The sequence below is a fragment of the Neorhizobium sp. PAMB6716 genome (assembly GCF_058242805.1).
Genome location: NZ_JBZAYW010000003.1, coordinates 206,577 through 223,578 on the forward strand (window position 1 = coordinate 206,577; position 17,002 = coordinate 223,578).

Genomic DNA, 17,002 nt, shown 5'->3' on the forward strand with positions numbered 1-17,002 from the left:
ATGCCCGCATCCGTTGCCGTCGTCACCGGGGCCGCAGGCGATATCGGCCGGGCCATTGCCAAACGCCTTTCGGGCAGCCACGACGTGGTGGCGCTGGTCGATATCGATACGCAAGCGCTGGCGGCCGCCGTGGCGGAGCTTGGCGGCGCACCGCGTTTCATCGGCATCACCTGCGATGTGACGAACGAGGAGAGCGTGCGCCAGATGGCAGCGAAGGTCAAAGACCTCGGTCTTGCCACCACGCTCGTCAACAATGCCGGTGCCGCGCGCGCTGTTTCCCTGCATGATACGGATGGCGATATCTGGCGAAAGGACAGCGCGCTCAATCTTGAGGCTGCGTTCCTGACATTTCGCGCGCTGGAAGACGGGTTGAAGGCTTCGCAAGGCTCGCTCATCAATATCGCCTCGGTCAACGGCATGGCGGTGTTCGGCCACCCCGCCTATAGCGCGGCAAAAGCCGGCCTTATCCATTTTACCAAGCTGGTCGCCGTCGAATACGGAAAGTTCGGCATTCGCGCCAATGCGGTGGCACCCGGCACGGTACGCACGCAGGCCTGGGAGGCACGCGCTGCCGCCAACCCGCAGGTGTTTGAGGAAGCCAAGCGATGGTATGCGCTGCGCCGCATCGCCAGTGCCGAAGACGTCGCCAATGCCGTTCATTTTCTCGCCAGCGACCAGGCATCCGCCATTACCGGCGTCTGCCTTCCCGTTGATTGCGGCCTGACCGCCGGCCAGGCGGAACTCGCCCGCACCTTTTCGCAGTCAGACAATTACTGACCCGTTCGATCACCATAAGCCATAAGGGGAACCATCATGGCCAATGCCAAATTTCGTCTTGAAAACAGCTGGGCGCCGATCGAAGGCGACGAGAGCGGCGGTTTTGTCTTCACCCTCGTCAACCTCTCGGATGCTCCGATTTCCGGCTTTACGCTCGCCTATACCTCCCTCACCCGCGTCAAGGATAATCCGGCCTGCGAAAATGCCCGCTTCCTCCGGCGCAACGCCAATTTCCATCAGTTTTCGCCGCCGGATGGCTTTGTGCTGCAACCGGGTGCTTCCTGGCAGTTTTCCGTCAAGGGCCTCTGGCGCCCTGCCCGCCACCGCACGGATGGCGCAAAATCCGCCTATCTGACGCTTGCCGATGGCGCCCATGTGGATGTGGCCGTGGATGACCTGATGCTGTCGGGCCGTCACAGCGAACCAGCACCAAGACTTCTGCCTGACGGAGAGGCGAAGGAACCCTTCGCGCTCCTCCCCTTCCCCGCCGATGCTCGCCTTGAGGCGGCTGAAACCTATCCCGTTGCGCTCTATCCGGCAGAAGGCACCAGCCTTGAGGATTTGAAGGCGATGCAGGCGATCGGTGGGCTCTATCGCCGGCTGTTTTCGGTCGCCCACGCGCCGTTTGCGCTGGGTGCCGTACATGAAGGCAAGGCACTAAAATTTGCGTCCGACACATCGCTGGGCAAGGAAGCCTATAATCTCGACTTCGGCTCCGACATCACGCTGACCTATGGCGATGCGGCCGGGCGTGCCTATGGCCTGACCGCACTGGCGCAGCTTCTGCACGGCGCGCGGCTGGAGCCCAAAAAGTTTTCGTTTCCGGCATCGGGCCATATCAAGGATGCGCCGCGTTATGGCTGGCGCGGTTGCCATCTGGATGTCTCCAGGCAGTTCTATCCGGTGGCCGACGTCACCCGCCTCATCGACATCATGGCCTGGCTGCGGCTCAACATTTTCCATTGGCACCTCACCGATGACGAGGCCTGGCGCCTGGAGATCAAGGCCTATCCGACGCTGACGACGCTTGGCGTGCTGCGCGGGCCGGACGAGCCGATGCTGCCGCAGCTTGGCAATGGCGCCGAACCGGTTGGCGGTTTTTATACGCAGGACGATGTGAAGGCGATCGTTGCCCATGCGGGCACGCTTCATGTGGAAGTCGTGCCGGAAATCGATATTCCCGGCCACAGCACGGCAACGCTCACCGCCCTTCCGCACCTTATCGACGGACAGGAAGCACCCGACAGCTATCGCTCCGTTCAGGGTTTTCCGAACAATGCGCTGAACCCGGCCATCGAGGAAACCTACGTCTTCCTCGGCAAGGTGTTTGACGAGATGGTGGAGCTTTTCCCGTCAAAGCTTCTGCATATCGGCGGCGACGAAGTGGCGGCCAACACATGGATGGCCTCGCCGCTTGCGAAAAAGCTGATGGAAAAGGAAGGCATCGAGGGCACATTCGGCCTGCAGAGCCATTTCATGAAGCGCGTCCAGAGCATGCTTGCCGAGCGCGGCCGCAAGCTTGCCGGCTGGGACGAAGTGTCCCATGGCGGCGGCGTCGATCCCGCCGGCACGCTGCTCATGGCCTGGCAGAAGCCGGAGGTCGGCATCGAGCTTGCAAAACAGGGCTATGACGTGGTGATGACGCCGGGACAGGCCTATTACCTCGACATGGTGCAGGCAACAGAATGGCAGGAACCGGGCGCCAGCTGGGCCGGCACCGTGCCGCCGCACCATACCTATACCTACGAGGCCGTCGGCGAGTTTCCAGACGAGCTGAAGCCGCGCATGCGCGGCGTGCAGGCCTGCATCTGGTCGGAGCATTTCCTCAACCGGGATTACTTCAACCATATGGTCTTCCCCCGCCTCGGCGCCATCGCGGAAGCCGCCTGGACACCGAAGGACAAGAAGGACTGGCTGCGTTTTGCCGCCATCGCACCGCTGGTGCCGAAGCTTTAAATTGACGCAAGGATTGTTTCGATGACCTATCGCATTGCCTTTGGCGGCATTCACACCGAATGCTCCACCTCCTCGCCCGTCCTGATGCAGCCGGAGGATTTTCGCGTGTTGCGCGGGGATGAGCTTCTGGGCGCCGACTATTTCAGCTTCCTGAAGGCCGACGACATCCAGCATCTGCCGCTGCTGCATGCTCGGGCCGTGCCGGGCGGCCCCGTTGCCCGCCACACCTATGAGGCATTCAAGGCGGAATTTCTCGACCTCCTCAAGCAAAGCCTGCCGCTCGACGGGCTTTATCTTGCCATGCATGGCGCGATGAATGTCGAGGGCATGGACGACGCGGAAGGCGATTGGATTTCAGCCGCCCGCGCCGTTGTGGGTCCCGATATCCCGGTTGCGGCCAGTTATGACCTGCACGGCAATGTCACCCAGAAGATCATCGACCAGCTGGACATCTTTGCCGGTTATCGCACTGCCCCGCATATCGATGTGCGCGAAACCATGGTTCGCGCCTGGTCGATGCTGGCAAAAACGCTGAGAACAGGCGAAAAACCCGGCGTCGTCTGGGCGCCGGTTCCGGTTCTGCTCCCCGGCGAGCGCACCTCGACGGAAGACGAACCGGCGAAAAGCCTCTACCTGAAACTGCCCGAACACGATGCCCGCCCCGGCATCTGGGACGCAAATCTCATGGTCGGTTATGTCTGGGCCGACGAGCCCCGCGGCACGGCCTGTGCCGTGGTGACGGCAACCGATGCGGCCGAAGCGCAGCGCGTGGCAGCAGAGATTGCAAAGAGCTATTGGGATGCCCGGACAGATTTCCAGTTCGGCCCCGTCACCGGTCCTCTCGAAGACATGCTGGAGATTGTCGAAAAGACGCAGACGCGTCCGGTGATCCTTGCCGATTCCGGCGACAACCCGACCGGCGGCGGCGTGGGTGATCGCGCCGACGTGCTGAAGGCGCTGATCGAGCGGAATTTTGACGGTGCCGTCATCGGCGGCATCACCGACCGTCCGGCCGTCGAGGCCTGCTTTGCCGCAGGCGTTGGCTCGGTCCTCACCTTGAAGATCGGCGGCTCGCTCGATCCGGCAAGTCCCTCGGTCGAAACGCAGGTCACGGTCGTTCGGTTGGATGACACGGGCGTCGAAAGCGAGCGGCAGGCGGTGGTTACCATCGGCGGCATCACGCTGATCCTCGCCGCCAAGCGCCGGCCTTACCACAATCTGGCCGATTTCGCCCGCCATGGCATCGATCCGCAGGCTGTGCGGCTGCTGGTGGTCAAATCCGGCTATCTGTCGCCGGAACTTGCGCCGATTGCCAACCCCAACCTGATGGCGCTGACCGATGGCGTGATCAATCAGGATATCGAACGCATCCGCAACACCCGCCGCACCATGCCGAGCTATCCCTTCGTCAAGGATTTTGACTATTCCCCTACTCCGCGGCTTTCGGCACGGTTTGCCGGAAAGCCACCTGAAAAACCGTAAGGCTTACCCGATCATGCCTCCATCCGCTTTTGTCCGTATGGGTGCCGCGTGAGCGCGGCCCTTCGGGCAACCTTCAAAAACCCGTCATTGCGCGTGAGCGCACTTGCCATTTTCTTCTTCGGCACGACGGGGGCCGCGGTTTCCCCCTATCAGTCGATCATCGGCATCCAGGAACTGGGGTTGAGCGATAGCGGGTATGCCCTGCTGATGCTGGCGGCGGCCGTGATCAACGTCACGGCCAGCGTCATGATGGGCATCTTTTCCGACAGGCTCGGCGACTACCGCACCTCGATCATTTATGTGACGCTGTTTGGCATCGCCGGTTTCGGCATTGTCTATGTCTTTGCGAGCGCCCCCGCCTTCGTTGTCTCAAAACTCATGTTGCTGCCGGTATTCGGAGCGTTGAACTCGCTGATCTTTGCCAATGTGCGGGCAAGTTCGGCAGGCCTCACGCCCTCGGCGCTGATTGCCGTCAACTCCACCATGCGGGCAACGATCTCGCTCTCCTGGGTGTTGATGCCGGGGCTTGTCGGCCTGATGCTGATCAAGGCGCCGACCATGCTGCCGGCCTATCTGGTTGCCACGGCCTCCGCCATCGTCTGTTTCGTGCTCGCTGTCGGTTTCCTGCCGCGCACGCAAAAACCTGCCGAACGCCATCATGAAGACCGCTACAAGGTGTTCGCCTCGCTTGGCGAGGTCATGGCACCGCGTGTCCTCCTGCGTGTCCTTGCCATCTCGCTGATCTGTTCGATGCTCTATGTCAGCGACACCGTGCGCCCGCTGATCGTCACCGGCAAGGCCGGCGGAACGGTGGCCGATCTCGGCATCATCGTCGGCATCGTCGCCTTTCTCGAAATCATCTTCATCATCGTTTGGGGAAAAGCCGAACGCTACATGCGCGCCGTGACCGCCCTTGCGCTCGGAGCAAGTCTCTACACCGTCTACATGGTGCTGCAGGGGCTTTCCAGCGCCACCTGGCATGTCTATGCCCAGACCATTCTCAGCGGCATCGCGGCAGCGGCCATCATCAGCCTGCCGATCACCTATCTGCAGGACCTGATTGCCGATCGGCCCGGCCTTGGCAGCTCGCTGATCGCCGTCAACATGTTCCTGAGCGCGGGCCTCAGTGCTGCGGTATTCGCCATCGGCACCCGAATCGGTGAATATGGTGCCACATCCGTCTTAAGCGCTGCGGTCGGGGCCGCCGGCGTGGTGCTGCTGATCGTTCTCGATGGCGGCCGGAAACGGGTGGCATGAGCGTTGAAACAGGAGTGCCGGGCACCGTGCAGCCGATCCTTGAAATCTGCGTCGACAATACCGACGGGCTTTTCGCCGCCATCGAAGGCGGCGCCGGCCGCATCGAATTGTGTTCGGCGCTGTCCGTCGGCGGACTCACGCCCTCGCGCGGCTTCATGGATCTCGCCGGCCGCCAGGATATCGCCGTTTCCGTGATGATCCGCCCGCGCGCCGGAAGTTTCACCTTCTCCGCTGCCGAAATGTCCGTGATGAAGGCCGATATCGATGCCGCCCGCGCCGCCGGCCTCTCCGGTGTCGTTCTGGGCGCCAGCCTTTCCGATGGCCGGCTCGACACAAAAGCCCTTGAAGACCTCTGCCGTCATGCCGAAGGGCTGGACCTCACGCTGCACCGCGCCTTCGACCTCACCCCCGACAAGCCGCATGCGCTGGAAGAGGCGGTCAAGCTCGGGTTCTCGCGCATCCTCACGTCAGGCGGCAAACAGACGGCGCTTGAGGGCATCGAAACGCTGGCAGCCCTCGTCGAACAGGCCGGCAATCGCATCACCATCATGCCTGGTGCTGGCGTCCGCCCGCAGACAGCGGGCCCGCTGCTCGAGCGCATGACGATCAGCGAACTGCACGCCTCCTGCTCGGCCCGCTTCATCGAAGGCGACAGCCAGCTGGTCGAACTGAGCTTTGCGTCCCGCGAGATGCTGCGCACCGATGCCGCAATCGTGCGCGAACTGAGGGCGATGCTGTTTCACGCCGCAGCCGAGCGGCGGCCGGGCGCACGCGCCGCCGGCTGACGCCCTTTACGCCCGCTTGCCGCGCGCCAAAGCATTGCGGATCGAAAAGCTTGAATGGATGCGCGTGACGCCTGGAAGTTTTGACAGGATATCGGTGTGGATCGCCTCGAATTCTCTCGGGCTTTCCACCTCGACGCGCAAAAAATAGTCCCAGTCGCCGGTCATCAGGTAACATTCACGAATTTCCGGGCGCTTGCGCACGGCATCCTCGAAGCGGTTGAGATAATCCTCGGTCTGGCGGTCGAGCGTGATGTTGATCATCACGGCGAGCGTGCTCCCCTCTTCGCCAGAGCCGATCAGCGCCGTATAACCGCGGATGATGCCGGCCTCTTCCATCAGCTTGATGCGACGCAGGCAGGCGGACGGCGAGAGCCCGACAACCTCGGCCATTTTCGAGCTGCTCATGCGCGCATCCAGCCGCAACAGGCGGATGATGTTGCGGTCGATGGCATCGAGTGTCGCGGCCATGCGCGTTTCCCCTGAAAATCTGCGGTTTCCGTGCTCGAATTGAGCATGATTGCGCTTTTCACGCAAGATCTGCTCAAAACACGCGAAAATTCTCCGCTACACTTTTTCCCATCACTTGCGAGGGGTTGCCATGGACATGTCGCATTCCACCACCTGGGAAAAGGCCGGCGCGCCCGGCGTCCTCACCATCGATCTCTCGGCCCTTGCGCGCAATTACCAGCGCGTGGCGACAACCGTCGCCCCGGCAAGGGCCGCCGCCGTCGTCAAGGCGGATGCCTATGGATTGGGCGCGCAGACGGTCGCCCCGACACTGTACGCCGAGGGATGCCGCGATTTCTTCGTGGCACAATATGCCGAAGCCGTCACACTTCGCCCGCTCCTGCCGCGCGATGCCGCGCTTTACGTGCTGAACGGCCTGCAGCCGGGCACCGAAGGTGATTGCGCCGCACGCGACATCATCCCCGTCCTGAATTCGCTGGAGCAGGTGGTGCGCTGGCGCACGACGGCTGAACTTTTGGGCCGCACGCTGAAGGCGCTGCTGCAATTTGATACCGGCATGTCGCGTCTCGGCATGGCGACGGAAGAGGCCGAAGCGCTTGCCTCCGATCCGACGCTGCTTTCCGGCATCGAAATCCTCTATATCATGAGCCACCTCGCCTGCGCCGACGAGGCGGAAGATCCACATAACGCGGCTCAGGCCGAGATGATGCGCCGCTTTTCCAGCAGCTTTCCCGGCATTCCCGTCTGTTTCGGCAATTCCGCCGGCGCTTTTCTGGGTGAAGGTTTTCGCGGTGCGCTGGTGCGTCCCGGCATTGCCCTTTACGGCGCACGTCCAACCGATATCCTCGAGCGGCCGATGGAGCCGGTGGTGAAGATCGAGGCACGCGTCATCCAGACCCGCACCGTGCCATCAGGCACCGCCATCGGCTATTCGGCCACCCACGTAACCGACAGCGAACGGCAGCTGGCAACCGTGGCGCTCGGTTATGCGGACGGGTTGCCGCGGACGCTCAGCAATCGCGGCGCGCTCTATTTTAGCGGCCATCGCCTTCCCATCGTCGGGCGCGTCTCGATGGACAGCACGATCATCGACATCAGCGACCTTGAGCCGGGGACGCTTTCGCTTGGCAGCCTTGTCGAATTCATCGGGGAACACCAGACGCTGGAAGACGTGGCGGAAACCGCCGGCACTATCTCCTGGGAGATCCTCACCGGCATCGGCCATCGCTACTTTCGCCAGTATCGCTGACGGCATAATTCAAGAATAAAAAGGGGAAAGACCATGAAGATCACCATTCTCGGAGCCGGCGTCATCGGCGTCACCTCGGCTTATTATCTCGCAAAAGCTGGTCATGAGGTGACGGTCCTCGACCGACAGGCCGGGCCGGCGCTGGAAACCAGCTTTGCCAATGCCGGCGAAGTATCCTTTGGATATTGCTCCCCCTGGGCCGCCCCCGGCATTCCCCAGAAGGCGCTCAAATGGATCTTCATGGAGCATGCACCGCTGATCCTGCGCCCAAAGCTCGATGTGGCGATGCTGTCCTGGATGTTCCGCATGCTCTCCAACTGCACCTCGGAGCGGTATGCCCTCAACAAGAGCCGCATGCTGCGTCTTGCCGATTATAGCCGGCTGGCGCTTGCCGAAGTGCGCGCCGACACCGCCATCGCCTATGACGAGCGCATGCAGGGCACGTTGCAGCTGTTTCGAACCGAAGCACAGCTGGAAGCCTCGGCCAAAGACGTCAAGGCGCTCGCCGCCGATGGTATTCCTTACGAAGTTCTCGATCCCGCCGGCTGCATCCGCGCCGAGCCGGCGCTCGCCCATGTGCGCGAAAAGATCGTCGGCGGCCTTTTGACCCCGAAGGACGAGACGGGTGACTGCTTCAAGTTCACCAATGCGCTGGCGAAAAAGGCCGAAGAACTCGGCGTTACCTTCCAATGGGGCGTCGATATCAAGGCGCTCGAAGTGTCCGGCGGCACGGTGAAGAGCGTGATCACGGGTCGTGGCCGCATGACGAGCGATGCCGTGGTCGTGGCGCTCGGCAGTTATTCGCCGATGCTGGTCAAGCCGCACGGCATCGGCCTGCCGGTCTATCCGGTGAAAGGTTATTCGCTGACCATCCCGATCACCGATGCCAGCCGCGCGCCGGAATCCACCGTGATGGACGAGACCTACAAGATTGCCATCACGCGCCTCGGAGACCGCATTCGCGTCGGCGGCATGGCGGAAATTTCGGGCTATACCAATGATCTCGGCTTGGCCCGCCGCCGCACGCTCGAACATTCCGTGACGGATCTTTTCCCCGGCGGCGATGTGACGAAGGCGGATTTCTGGTCGGGCCTTCGCCCGATGACGCCGGATGGCACGCCTGTGATCGGCGCGACCAAAGTACGCAACCTCCTCCTCAACACCGGCCATGGTACGCTCGGCTGGACGATGAGCTGCGGTTCGGCCAAGGTGCTCGCCGATATCGTCAGCGGTCGCACGGCCGATATTGAAACGAAGGATCTCGCCGTGTCGCGTTACGCCGCCTGAGGTTTCGGTTGAGACACAGACCTTCAGATGCCGCCGTTGACAGGCGGCATCGGGCTCAGCGCATCAGGCCGGCAGAGCGCAGGGCACTTTCGATAATACCCTGAATGCTGTGGGGCGAATGCTGCGGCTGGCTGTCATGGGCCTCTTCCGGCTTTGCGGCTTTGCGGCTGCCCTTTTCCGCCTTGATGCTGTCGGGCATCAGGCCCCAGATCTGCGCCATCATGCGGGTGGAGGATAGGCCGACATCAAGAAAATACGATCCCGGTTTTTCAGTGTCGCTGGCGCCATCGACCGGTGTCCCGTGCCCCATGCCCTCGATCCGGTAGGATTGAAGAACATTGCGGTTGCGCGCGTCCTTCCAGACCGTGCGGGTATGGCCGGAAATGACATCCTGCTGGGCCGGTTCATCGCTGACGCCATGCACGCCACGCCATTGGGCGATGATGGCCTTTGCGTTGTTGTCGGCCACCGTATTGTCGGCGGTGCCATGCCAGACGGCAACCGTTGGCCAGCGCCCTTCGTGGTCGGAGGCATCCTCAAGCCGGCGTTGCAATTCCGCCTCGCTTGGCAGACCGTGGCCTCGCATGCGGTCAAAGGCTTCCGGCACAGATGCAGCTGTCGCAAAGGGCAGTCCCGCCATGATCGCGCCGCCAGCAAACACTTCCGGATAGGTCGCCAGCATTGTGTTGGCCATGGCACCGCCGGCAGAAAGGCCGGTGATGTAGACCCTCGCCGGATCCGCATCGTAGCGCGAAATGGCCGTCTGGATCATCTGGTGGATGGATTGAGGTTCTCCCGATCCACGACGGCTGTCTTCCGGTGCGAACCAGTTGAAACACATATTGCCGTTGTTGGCCCGCGTCTGCTCGGGAAAGAGCACGATAAAACCCTGCTCGTCGGCAAGTTTTGACCAGCCCGAACCCTGATCATAGGCCTCCGCCGTCTGGGTGCAGCCATGCAGAACCACGACGAGCGGCGGCTTGCCCACCATCAGGTCAGGCACATGCACCTTTGCGGAGAGCGCACCGGGGTTCGAGCCGAAATCCGAAAACGCCACCAGCGCGCTGCCGGAAGCGGGGGTGTCGTGATGGCGTGAAAACTGGCCGGTGCGGGCGCGCATGCGTTCAAGCCGCTGCAAAGTATCCGAAAGAGAGCGCATCTGATGTCCTAGTCGCCGCACCGAAATGGCGAGGCCCTAATATCCAAACGCTCTTCTACAGGATTTGTTGCTGCATTGCACAATTTAGATGAAGCACATGATCGAAAATGATCAGGCGCCCACCAAACGCATCTCCGTTTTCGCGTCGAACAGGTGGAGATGCGCCGCATCGAAGGTGATCGGAACGCTGTCTGCGGGAGAAAGTGGAATCCGGCCGTTCAGCACGAGAGTGAGTTCCGGCGTGGTGGCCGTCGTCACATGCGTGGCCGCGCCGGTATTTTCCACCGAGGCCACCGGCAGGTGCAGCAGCGCCTTGCCGGGTTCCGCGGGCAAAAGATGTTCCGGGCGAAGACCAAGGATCACGTCGAGGCCGGGCTGAAGAGGGCGCGCCATGCGGATCGTCTGCGGGCCGCCAAGATCGACCACCAGCGTTTCGCCATCCGCGCCGACCTTTGCGGGCACGAAATTCATCGCGGGCGAGCCGATGAAGCCGGCGACGAAACGGTTGACCGGGCGGTCGTAAAGGTCGAGCGGTGCGCCCTGCTGCTCGATGAGACCGTTGCGCATCACCACGACATGGTCTGCCATGGTCATCGCCTCCACCTGATCGTGTGTGACGTAGACGGACGTGGCGCCCAGCCGGTCATGCAGCATGCGGATTTCCTTGCGCATATGGACGCGCAGCGCCGCATCAAGGTTCGACAAGGGCTCGTCGAACAGGAAGGCCTTCGGGTTGCGGATGATCGCCCGGCTCATCGCCACGCGCTGGCGCTGGCCGCCGGAGAGTTCGCGCGGATAACGGTGCAGCAGGTTGGAAAGGCCTGTGGTTGCCGCTACCTCGTCGGCTGCCTTTTTCGCCTCGGCCTTTTTCACGCCGCGAATGCGCAGCGAATAGGTGAGGTTCTGCTCCACCGTCATATGCGGATAAAGCGCATAGGACTGGAACACCATGGCAAGATCGCGCTTGCGCGGCGGCACGCCGTTCATCTTCTCGCCGGCAATGATGAGATCGCCGGACGATATGCTTTCAAGCCCCGCCAGCGACCGCAAAAGCGTCGACTTGCCGCAGCCGGACGGGCCAACCAGGGCCACGAACGCGCCCTTGCGGATGCTGAGATCAATGTTTCGAAGCGCATGGTAGGCGCCGTAATATTTGTTGACGCCGGAGAGTTCGATCTGCTGGGTCATTTGAGGGCTCCAGACGTGAGGCCGGAGACGATCCGGCGTTGCAAGAGAACGAAGACGGCAAGGATCGGCGTCACGTAGATGGTGGCAAACGCCATGATGTTGTTCCACTCGTTGGTGTTCGGGCCCATGAAGGAATTGAGCCCGACGCTTGCCGGCTGGTATTCCACCGCCTGGATGATCGACTTCGAATAGACGAATTCGCCAAACGCCTGCATGAAGATGAGGATGGCCGAGACGAGGATGCCGTTGCGCGCGAGCGGCAGGACAATGTGGAAGAAGGCACCGACCCGCGAATTGCCATCCACAAGCGCTGCCTCCTCCAGTTCCATCGGCACGCTCATGAAGGTGGCGCGCACCAGCACCACGAAGAATGGCATGGCTTTGGCGGCAATGGCGATGATGACGGCAAGGCGCGGATAATCGAGAAGTCCGATCTGCGAGAAACCGACAAAGATCGGCGTGATCATCAGTGAAGCCGGCAGAACCTGCAGCATCAGGATCAGGAACAGCCCGACATCCACCCAGCCATTACGATAGCGCGCCAGCACATAGGCGCATCCGGTACCGAGCAGCGTGATGACGGTGACGGCCCCAACCGCGATGATGAGCGAATTGCCCATGTAGCGCGCCAGATTGCGGCTTTCCCAGACATAGGCATAGGTGCTCCACTGCGGATCGCCTGGCCAAAAACTCGGCGGCGTTGCAAACATCGCCGAGCCGCTTTTCAGCGTGGTGATGTACATCCAGTAAAGCGGAAAGAGGTAGATGGCGGCAAGGACCAGCGCGATGGCCAGCATCAGCCGGTTGCGGGTGGTTTCACTCATCCGCGAACCTCCTGTTTGGTGGAGAGCACATAAACGACCGAGGCGAACATCACGAAGACGATCATGATCACCGAGATCGTCGCGCCGCGTGCAAAATCATATTGCCGGAAGGAGAGATCCCAGGCCCAGTATTGCGCCACGTTGGAGGCATTGTTCGGCCCGCCGGAGGTGATGGCGGCAAAGAGATCGAACTGCTGCAGCGTGAAGATCAGGCCGAGCGAGACAATGGCGCCGATGGAGGAGCGCATCATCGGCAGGGTGATGGTGTAGAAGCGCTGCCAGACGTTGGCGCCATCCAGTTCGGCAGCCTCGAACAGATCGTCCGGAATGGAGGAGAGCCCGACCGAAAGCAGGATCATGTTGAAGGACGCGCCAAGCCAGATATTGGCAAGGATGACCGCCCAGAGCGCATAAGACGGGTCCGAGCGCCAGAAGATGTTGCCGGAGATGATGCCGCTTTCCCGCAACAGGAAATTGATGACGCCGAAATCACCCGACAGCATCCAGTTCCATACCGCGCCCACAACCAGCCCCGGCATGACCCAGGAGACGAGGAAAAGCCCGCGCAGCCAGGAGGCGCCGGGAAAATTGACCCAGAAGAACAAAGCAAGCCCGAAGCCCAGCGCAAATTGCCCGGCAATCGAGGCGGTGACGAAAATGGCGGTATTGGCAAAGATCGGCCAGGTCTCCGGCTCGGAAAACAGCGCGACATAATTGCTGAAGCCGACGAAGGGACGCACGAAACTGCCGAGCGAAAACATGTCGACTTCCTGAAAGCTCATCAACACGTTGTAGAGGAGCGGCAGGCCGGACATGAGGAAAAGAAAGCCGAGCGGCAGGGCAACGAGGCTGATATCGAAGCCGCGCCCATCCGTCAGGCTGGAAATGATCTTGCGCATCAATGGTCTCCGCAACGGCGCTCGCGTCGTCCGGCTCAGGCCGCCCCTTCTTAAGAAGTTGAAGGGAGAAAGGGGCGGCCTGCCCGGGAGGGTTCCTGCCGGAGCGCCTTTTGGGCGCATCCGGACCGATCCTTGATGGACTGCGTCAGCCCAGGACGGCGTTGATCTTCTTTGCCGCCTGATCCAGCGCATCCTTCGGCGACATCTGGCCGGTCAATGCGGCCTGAATGGCATCCTGAATGGCCTTGGAGATCTTTGGCCATTGCGGATGGGGGCCACGGGCCTTGGCGTATTTCAGCTGCTCCTGGAACACTTTGAGCGCCGCATCCTTCTTTGCGTCACCCGTTGCCGGCAGGGTGATGTCGGAGCGGGCAGGAAGCTGGCCGTATTTGGCAAACATCTTGTCGTCCTGCGAGGCGAAATATTCGAGCGCCTTGAAGGCTTCCGCCGGATGCTTGGTCGAGGAAAAGATCGCCCAGTTGAAATCACCCATGGCAGACGAACGCTCAGCACCCTGTTGCGGCACCGGCAAAAGGGTAGCGCGCCAGTCGAACTTTGCTTCCTGCGTCATGCGGTTCAGCTCCCACGGACCGGAAATCGCCATGGCGGCATTGCCGGAATTGAAGGTGCCCGTGGAATCCCACTGCCCGCGCGTCAGACTGTCCGGCGAGGCAAGTTTTTCGTCCATGATGGTCTTCCACGCCGTCAGCGCCTTGACCGCGCCTTCGGAATTGATGGTCTTGTAGCTGCCGCCGGCCATCTGCACCCAGGGAAGGAACTGGAAGGTGCCCTCCTCGCTTGCCTTGGCCGAGAAGGCCAGCCCGTAGACGTTCTTTGACGGATCGTTCAACGTGCGGGCGGCCGCCAGCAACTCATCCCAGGTCTGCGGCGGCTTGTCGGGATCGAGCCCCTTGGCCTTGAACATGTCGGCGTTATAGTAGAGCGCGATGGTGTTGGTTGCCTTCGGAACGCCATAGAGCTTGTCCTTCCAGGTGACGGAATTCAACGGGCCCTGAAAGTAGTTTTCCTTCTTGATCACAGTCGATTTTGCAATCATGTCGGTGAGATCGAGAAAGGCGCCACGCGAGGCAAAGACCGAGTGATCGGGGTTGTCGATCGCGATGATGTCAGGCGCCTGGCCGGTGGAAAAGGCGCGCATCGCCTCGCTGACGACGTCATCGAACTGGATCAGCCGGTATTCCACCTTGATGCCCGGCTCCTTCTCGTCGAATTCGCGGGCGAGGTTCCAGGCCGGCTGCTCCGGCTTGTCGAGGCTCCAGATGCGGATCGTCACCTCATCGGCCGCCTGTGCGTTAACCGTGAGAGCGGAAGTGGACGCAAGCGCAAGCGCGCCTGCGATCAGAAACTTTCGAATAGACATTCTCTCCTCCTAGAGTTGAACCATTCATGTCCACCGGCCTCCTCCAAGCCGGTGGTCAGTCTCGCAGTCTGTCCCAGAATTCCCTGCGGCGGTCTGCAAAGGGCAATTTCTGCGCTTCCGGTGCTCACGTACCAAACGTACGCTCCGCTCCGGTTCTCGAAATTACCCTTTTCGCCGCGCCACAGGGAATTCTTGAACAGACTGTCACTGCGGGTCGTGAACGAAGTCGCCGCCCCGGCAATTCTTCAGATATTTCAGTGCATGCACCTGCCCGGTCATTTCCAGCGCATCGCGATAGACCGGGTCATGCCATCCTTCGATGTCGATGGAGCCGGACCAGCCGGCAAGCCGCAGTTCAGAAATCACGTCCGTCCAGTTGCTGTCGCCAAAGCCCGGCGTGCGCATGAAAACGAAGGGGTGTTTGCCGAATATGCCGTGCTCGCGGATCACGTCCCAGCGAATGGTGGCATCCTTGCCGTGGACATGGAAAATGCGGGCAGCCCATTTGCGGATCTGCGGCAGCGGATCGATGAGATAGACCATCTGGTGGCAGGGCTCCCATTCGAGCCCGAAATGTTCGTCCGGCGTCTCGTTGAAGATCAGTTCCCAGGCATCGGGATTGTGGGCGATGTTCCAGTCGCCGCTCTGCCAGTTGCCATCCATGGCGCAGTTCTCAAACGCGATTTTTACGCCCTTATCGGCAGCGCGCCGGCCAAGCTCGCTCCAGATTTCGCGGTAGCGGGAAAGGCTGTCGGTCAGCGGTTTGCCACGCACGCGCCCGGTAAAACCGGCGACGCAGGTGGCGCCGAAATGATGGGCATTGTCGATGCAATCCTTCCAGCCTTGCAGCGTATCCCGGTCGATATCGGTTTCCTCCAGCGGATTGCCGAACATGCCGATGGTCGTCATGGTGATGTCACGCTCACCGATGGCGTCGACGCAACGCTTGCCAAGCTCGGCCAGGTCCTGGCCGTTGGTGGTCTGCCAGAAAAACGGCTGAAAACTTTCAAACCCCATATCCGCGATATCTGCGATGCGGGTGGCGGCCTTGCCGGCGCTGGCACTGATCATGGTGCCGATGCGGATGGACTGGTCGGGATTACTCATGGGGATCGGTTCCCTATCGTTAAGCGTTAGAAATGGACGGGCAAGCCGGTGCGGGCGCTTTCGATGGCGCCGAACACCATGGCGAGGCTCTTGATATTGTCGGCGCTTGCGGTTTCCGGCGCGCGCCCGTCGCGGATGGCGGTGAGAAAATCGGCAAGCACGCTGGCATGGCCGTGGGTCTGCGCCTCGCTTGGCACGTCCGGCACGGCAACCGTTGCAAAGCCTGAAAGAAGGCCCGGCTCGCTGCCGGCAATGGTTGCCTCGAACGCCTCTTCGCCGTCCCAGGTCAGCATACCCTTGGAGCCCACAAGCCGCCAGGCGCTTTCCCAGCTGGTGCGGCGGCCTTCTGCGCACCAGGAGCCGCGATAGGTAAACAGTGCATCGCCCGAGAGGCGGAAGATGGCGCTTGCCGCCGCCCCATGCGCATACCAGGAGCCGGAGGGGTTGGTTTCAACACAATAGACCGAAAGCGGCGCTTTGCCCGAGACGAAGCGGGCCGCATCGAAAGTGTGGATCGCCATATCGAGCAAAAGCACATTCTGCATGGCGTCGCGAAAACCGCCGAAATGGGGCCCGAGAAAGAAATCGCAGTGAATGGCGGTCAATTCGCCGATCAGCCCCTCTTCCACGGCACGGCGCAGCCGCCGGACACCGGAGATGAAACGACGGTTCTGCACCACGGCGTGAATTTTTCCGGCCTTTTCGGCAAGTGCCACCAGATGTTTTGCCTCGTCCATGGAGGCCGCGAGCGGCTTTTCGCTCAGCACATGGCATCCGTGCGAAAGCCCGGTTTCCACCACGCCCGCACGCGCTGCCGGCACCACCACGTCAAACAGGATATCGGGACGGACATCTGCCAGCATGGCATCAAGGTCGGTTCCGATGGCGATGTCGTGCAACCCGAACTCATCGGCCAGCGCCCGAGCGGTTCCGATGTCGAGATCGACGAGGCCTACGAGACGCACCGCGTCCTTCAGCTCCGGCGTTGCGTCAAGCGCCCGCAGCCAGCCTTTGGCCATGGCTCCGCACCCGCATAAAACGGCATTATATGTCACTGCAATCCTCCCGGCGGCTGTTGCGAAACTCCTCTTCCACAACACTCCGTAAACGTTTACGATCCTAGTAACAGGCCTTGTCCTGTGTCAATAGATTTTTCGTAAACGATCACGGAACCGGGAGATCA

Annotated in this window: 15 protein-coding genes; 7 read left to right on the forward strand and 8 right to left on the reverse strand. The window is 61.5% G+C overall.

The features are described from left to right. From AC4CWH_RS25965 to AC4CWH_RS25985, 5 genes are read left to right on the forward strand one after another with little or no spacing between them, the layout of a single operon-like run. Nucleotides 1-777 carry an SDR family oxidoreductase gene (locus AC4CWH_RS25965; RefSeq protein ID WP_491322390.1) on the forward strand — a complete coding sequence of 259 codons (777 nt, stop codon included), beginning with the start codon at nucleotides 1-3 and terminating at the stop codon, nucleotides 775-777. A 36-nt stretch (nucleotides 778-813) separates the two neighbouring features. After that, a complete protein-coding gene (locus AC4CWH_RS25970) occupies nucleotides 814-2,733 on the forward strand; it encodes a beta-N-acetylhexosaminidase (protein ID WP_491322391.1) in 1,920 nt (639 codons plus the stop codon). A gap of 21 nt (nucleotides 2,734-2,754) precedes the next feature. Next, nucleotides 2,755-4,215 carry a M81 family metallopeptidase gene (locus AC4CWH_RS25975; RefSeq protein ID WP_491322392.1) on the forward strand — a complete coding sequence of 487 codons (1,461 nt, stop codon included), beginning with the start codon at nucleotides 2,755-2,757 and terminating at the stop codon, nucleotides 4,213-4,215. Between the two features lie 48 nt (nucleotides 4,216-4,263). Next, a complete protein-coding gene (locus AC4CWH_RS25980; protein WP_491322393.1) occupies nucleotides 4,264-5,472 on the forward strand; it encodes an MFS transporter in 1,209 nt (402 codons plus the stop codon). Further along, a complete protein-coding gene (locus AC4CWH_RS25985; RefSeq protein ID WP_491322394.1) occupies nucleotides 5,469-6,257 on the forward strand; it encodes a copper homeostasis protein CutC in 789 nt (262 codons plus the stop codon). Before AC4CWH_RS25980 ends, AC4CWH_RS25985 begins: the two co-directional genes overlap by 4 nt. Nucleotides 6,258-6,263: 6 nt before the next feature. Here AC4CWH_RS25985 and AC4CWH_RS25990 read toward each other — a convergent pair whose 3' ends face one another. After that, nucleotides 6,264-6,725: an Lrp/AsnC family transcriptional regulator gene (locus tag AC4CWH_RS25990; protein ID WP_491322395.1), complete on the reverse strand. Its 462-nt coding sequence runs from the start codon at nucleotides 6,723-6,725 to the stop codon at nucleotides 6,264-6,266. 130 nt (nucleotides 6,726-6,855) lie between these two features. Here AC4CWH_RS25990 and alr point away from each other — a divergent pair, with 130 nt between their 5' ends. Both alr and AC4CWH_RS26000 read left to right on the forward strand, forming a co-directional pair. Beyond that, nucleotides 6,856-7,974: an alanine racemase gene (gene alr / locus AC4CWH_RS25995; protein ID WP_491322396.1), complete on the forward strand. Its 1,119-nt coding sequence runs from the start codon at nucleotides 6,856-6,858 to the stop codon at nucleotides 7,972-7,974. 33 nt (nucleotides 7,975-8,007) lie between these two features. Beyond that, complete coding sequence (locus AC4CWH_RS26000) at nucleotides 8,008-9,261, forward strand: D-amino acid dehydrogenase (protein ID WP_491322397.1); 1,254 nt, start codon at nucleotides 8,008-8,010, stop codon at nucleotides 9,259-9,261. A gap of 55 nt (nucleotides 9,262-9,316) precedes the next feature. On the opposite strand, the gene AC4CWH_RS26005 is transcribed toward AC4CWH_RS26000, so the two are convergent. The 7 genes from AC4CWH_RS26005 to AC4CWH_RS26035 form a co-directional block, all read right to left on the reverse strand. After that, the gene (locus tag AC4CWH_RS26005; RefSeq protein WP_491322398.1) at nucleotides 9,317-10,420 is read right to left on the reverse strand and encodes an extracellular catalytic domain type 1 short-chain-length polyhydroxyalkanoate depolymerase; all 1,104 of its coding nucleotides are present in this window, start codon (nucleotides 10,418-10,420) and stop codon (nucleotides 9,317-9,319) included. Between the two features lie 111 nt (nucleotides 10,421-10,531). Beyond that, entirely contained in the window at nucleotides 10,532-11,608 is a 1,077-nt protein-coding gene (locus AC4CWH_RS26010) for an ABC transporter ATP-binding protein (protein WP_491322399.1), read from the reverse strand. After that, entirely contained in the window at nucleotides 11,605-12,432 is an 828-nt protein-coding gene (locus AC4CWH_RS26015; RefSeq protein WP_491322400.1) for a carbohydrate ABC transporter permease, read from the reverse strand. The genes AC4CWH_RS26010 and AC4CWH_RS26015 overlap by 4 nt, the downstream gene beginning before the upstream one ends. Beyond that, nucleotides 12,429-13,331, reverse strand: a complete 903-nt coding sequence (locus tag AC4CWH_RS26020) for a carbohydrate ABC transporter permease (RefSeq protein WP_491322401.1) — start codon at nucleotides 13,329-13,331, stop codon at nucleotides 12,429-12,431. Before AC4CWH_RS26020 ends, AC4CWH_RS26015 begins: the two co-directional genes overlap by 4 nt. A gap of 145 nt (nucleotides 13,332-13,476) precedes the next feature. Continuing rightward, on the reverse strand, nucleotides 13,477-14,712 hold the full coding sequence (locus tag AC4CWH_RS26025; protein ID WP_491322402.1) for an ABC transporter substrate-binding protein: 1,236 nt from the start codon (nucleotides 14,710-14,712) through the stop codon (nucleotides 13,477-13,479). Between the two features lie 204 nt (nucleotides 14,713-14,916). Next, nucleotides 14,917-15,819 carry a sugar phosphate isomerase/epimerase family protein gene (locus AC4CWH_RS26030; RefSeq protein WP_491322403.1) on the reverse strand — a complete coding sequence of 301 codons (903 nt, stop codon included), beginning with the start codon at nucleotides 15,817-15,819 and terminating at the stop codon, nucleotides 14,917-14,919. Nucleotides 15,820-15,845: 26 nt separating this feature from the next. After that, complete coding sequence (locus AC4CWH_RS26035) at nucleotides 15,846-16,874, reverse strand: Gfo/Idh/MocA family protein (protein WP_491322404.1); 1,029 nt, start codon at nucleotides 16,872-16,874, stop codon at nucleotides 15,846-15,848. Between the last annotated feature and the right edge of the window lie 128 nt (nucleotides 16,875-17,002).

Excerpts from the sequence above, each read along its gene's own strand:
- AC4CWH_RS25965 (WP_491322390.1), top strand. The coding sequence starts at position 1 with ATGCCCGCATCCGTTGCCGTCGTCACCGGGGCCGCAGGCGATATCGGC.
- AC4CWH_RS25970 (WP_491322391.1), top strand. The coding sequence starts at position 814 with ATGGCCAATGCCAAATTTCGTCTTGAAAACAGCTGGGCGCCGATCGAA.
- AC4CWH_RS25975 (WP_491322392.1), top strand. The coding sequence starts at position 2,755 with ATGACCTATCGCATTGCCTTTGGCGGCATTCACACCGAATGCTCCACC.
- AC4CWH_RS25985 (WP_491322394.1), top strand. The coding sequence starts at position 5,469 with ATGAGCGTTGAAACAGGAGTGCCGGGCACCGTGCAGCCGATCCTTGAA.
- AC4CWH_RS25990 (WP_491322395.1), bottom strand. The coding sequence starts at position 6,725 with ATGGCCGCGACACTCGATGCCATCGACCGCAACATCATCCGCCTGTTG.
- alr (WP_491322396.1), top strand. The coding sequence starts at position 6,856 with ATGGACATGTCGCATTCCACCACCTGGGAAAAGGCCGGCGCGCCCGGC.
- AC4CWH_RS26000 (WP_491322397.1), top strand. The coding sequence starts at position 8,008 with ATGAAGATCACCATTCTCGGAGCCGGCGTCATCGGCGTCACCTCGGCT.
- AC4CWH_RS26005 (WP_491322398.1), bottom strand. The coding sequence starts at position 10,420 with ATGCGCTCTCTTTCGGATACTTTGCAGCGGCTTGAACGCATGCGCGCC.
- AC4CWH_RS26010 (WP_491322399.1), bottom strand. The coding sequence starts at position 11,608 with ATGACCCAGCAGATCGAACTCTCCGGCGTCAACAAATATTACGGCGCC.
- AC4CWH_RS26015 (WP_491322400.1), bottom strand. The coding sequence starts at position 12,432 with ATGAGTGAAACCACCCGCAACCGGCTGATGCTGGCCATCGCGCTGGTC.
- AC4CWH_RS26020 (WP_491322401.1), bottom strand. The coding sequence starts at position 13,331 with ATGCGCAAGATCATTTCCAGCCTGACGGATGGGCGCGGCTTCGATATC.
- AC4CWH_RS26025 (WP_491322402.1), bottom strand. The coding sequence starts at position 14,712 with ATGTCTATTCGAAAGTTTCTGATCGCAGGCGCGCTTGCGCTTGCGTCC.
- AC4CWH_RS26030 (WP_491322403.1), bottom strand. The coding sequence starts at position 15,819 with ATGAGTAATCCCGACCAGTCCATCCGCATCGGCACCATGATCAGTGCC.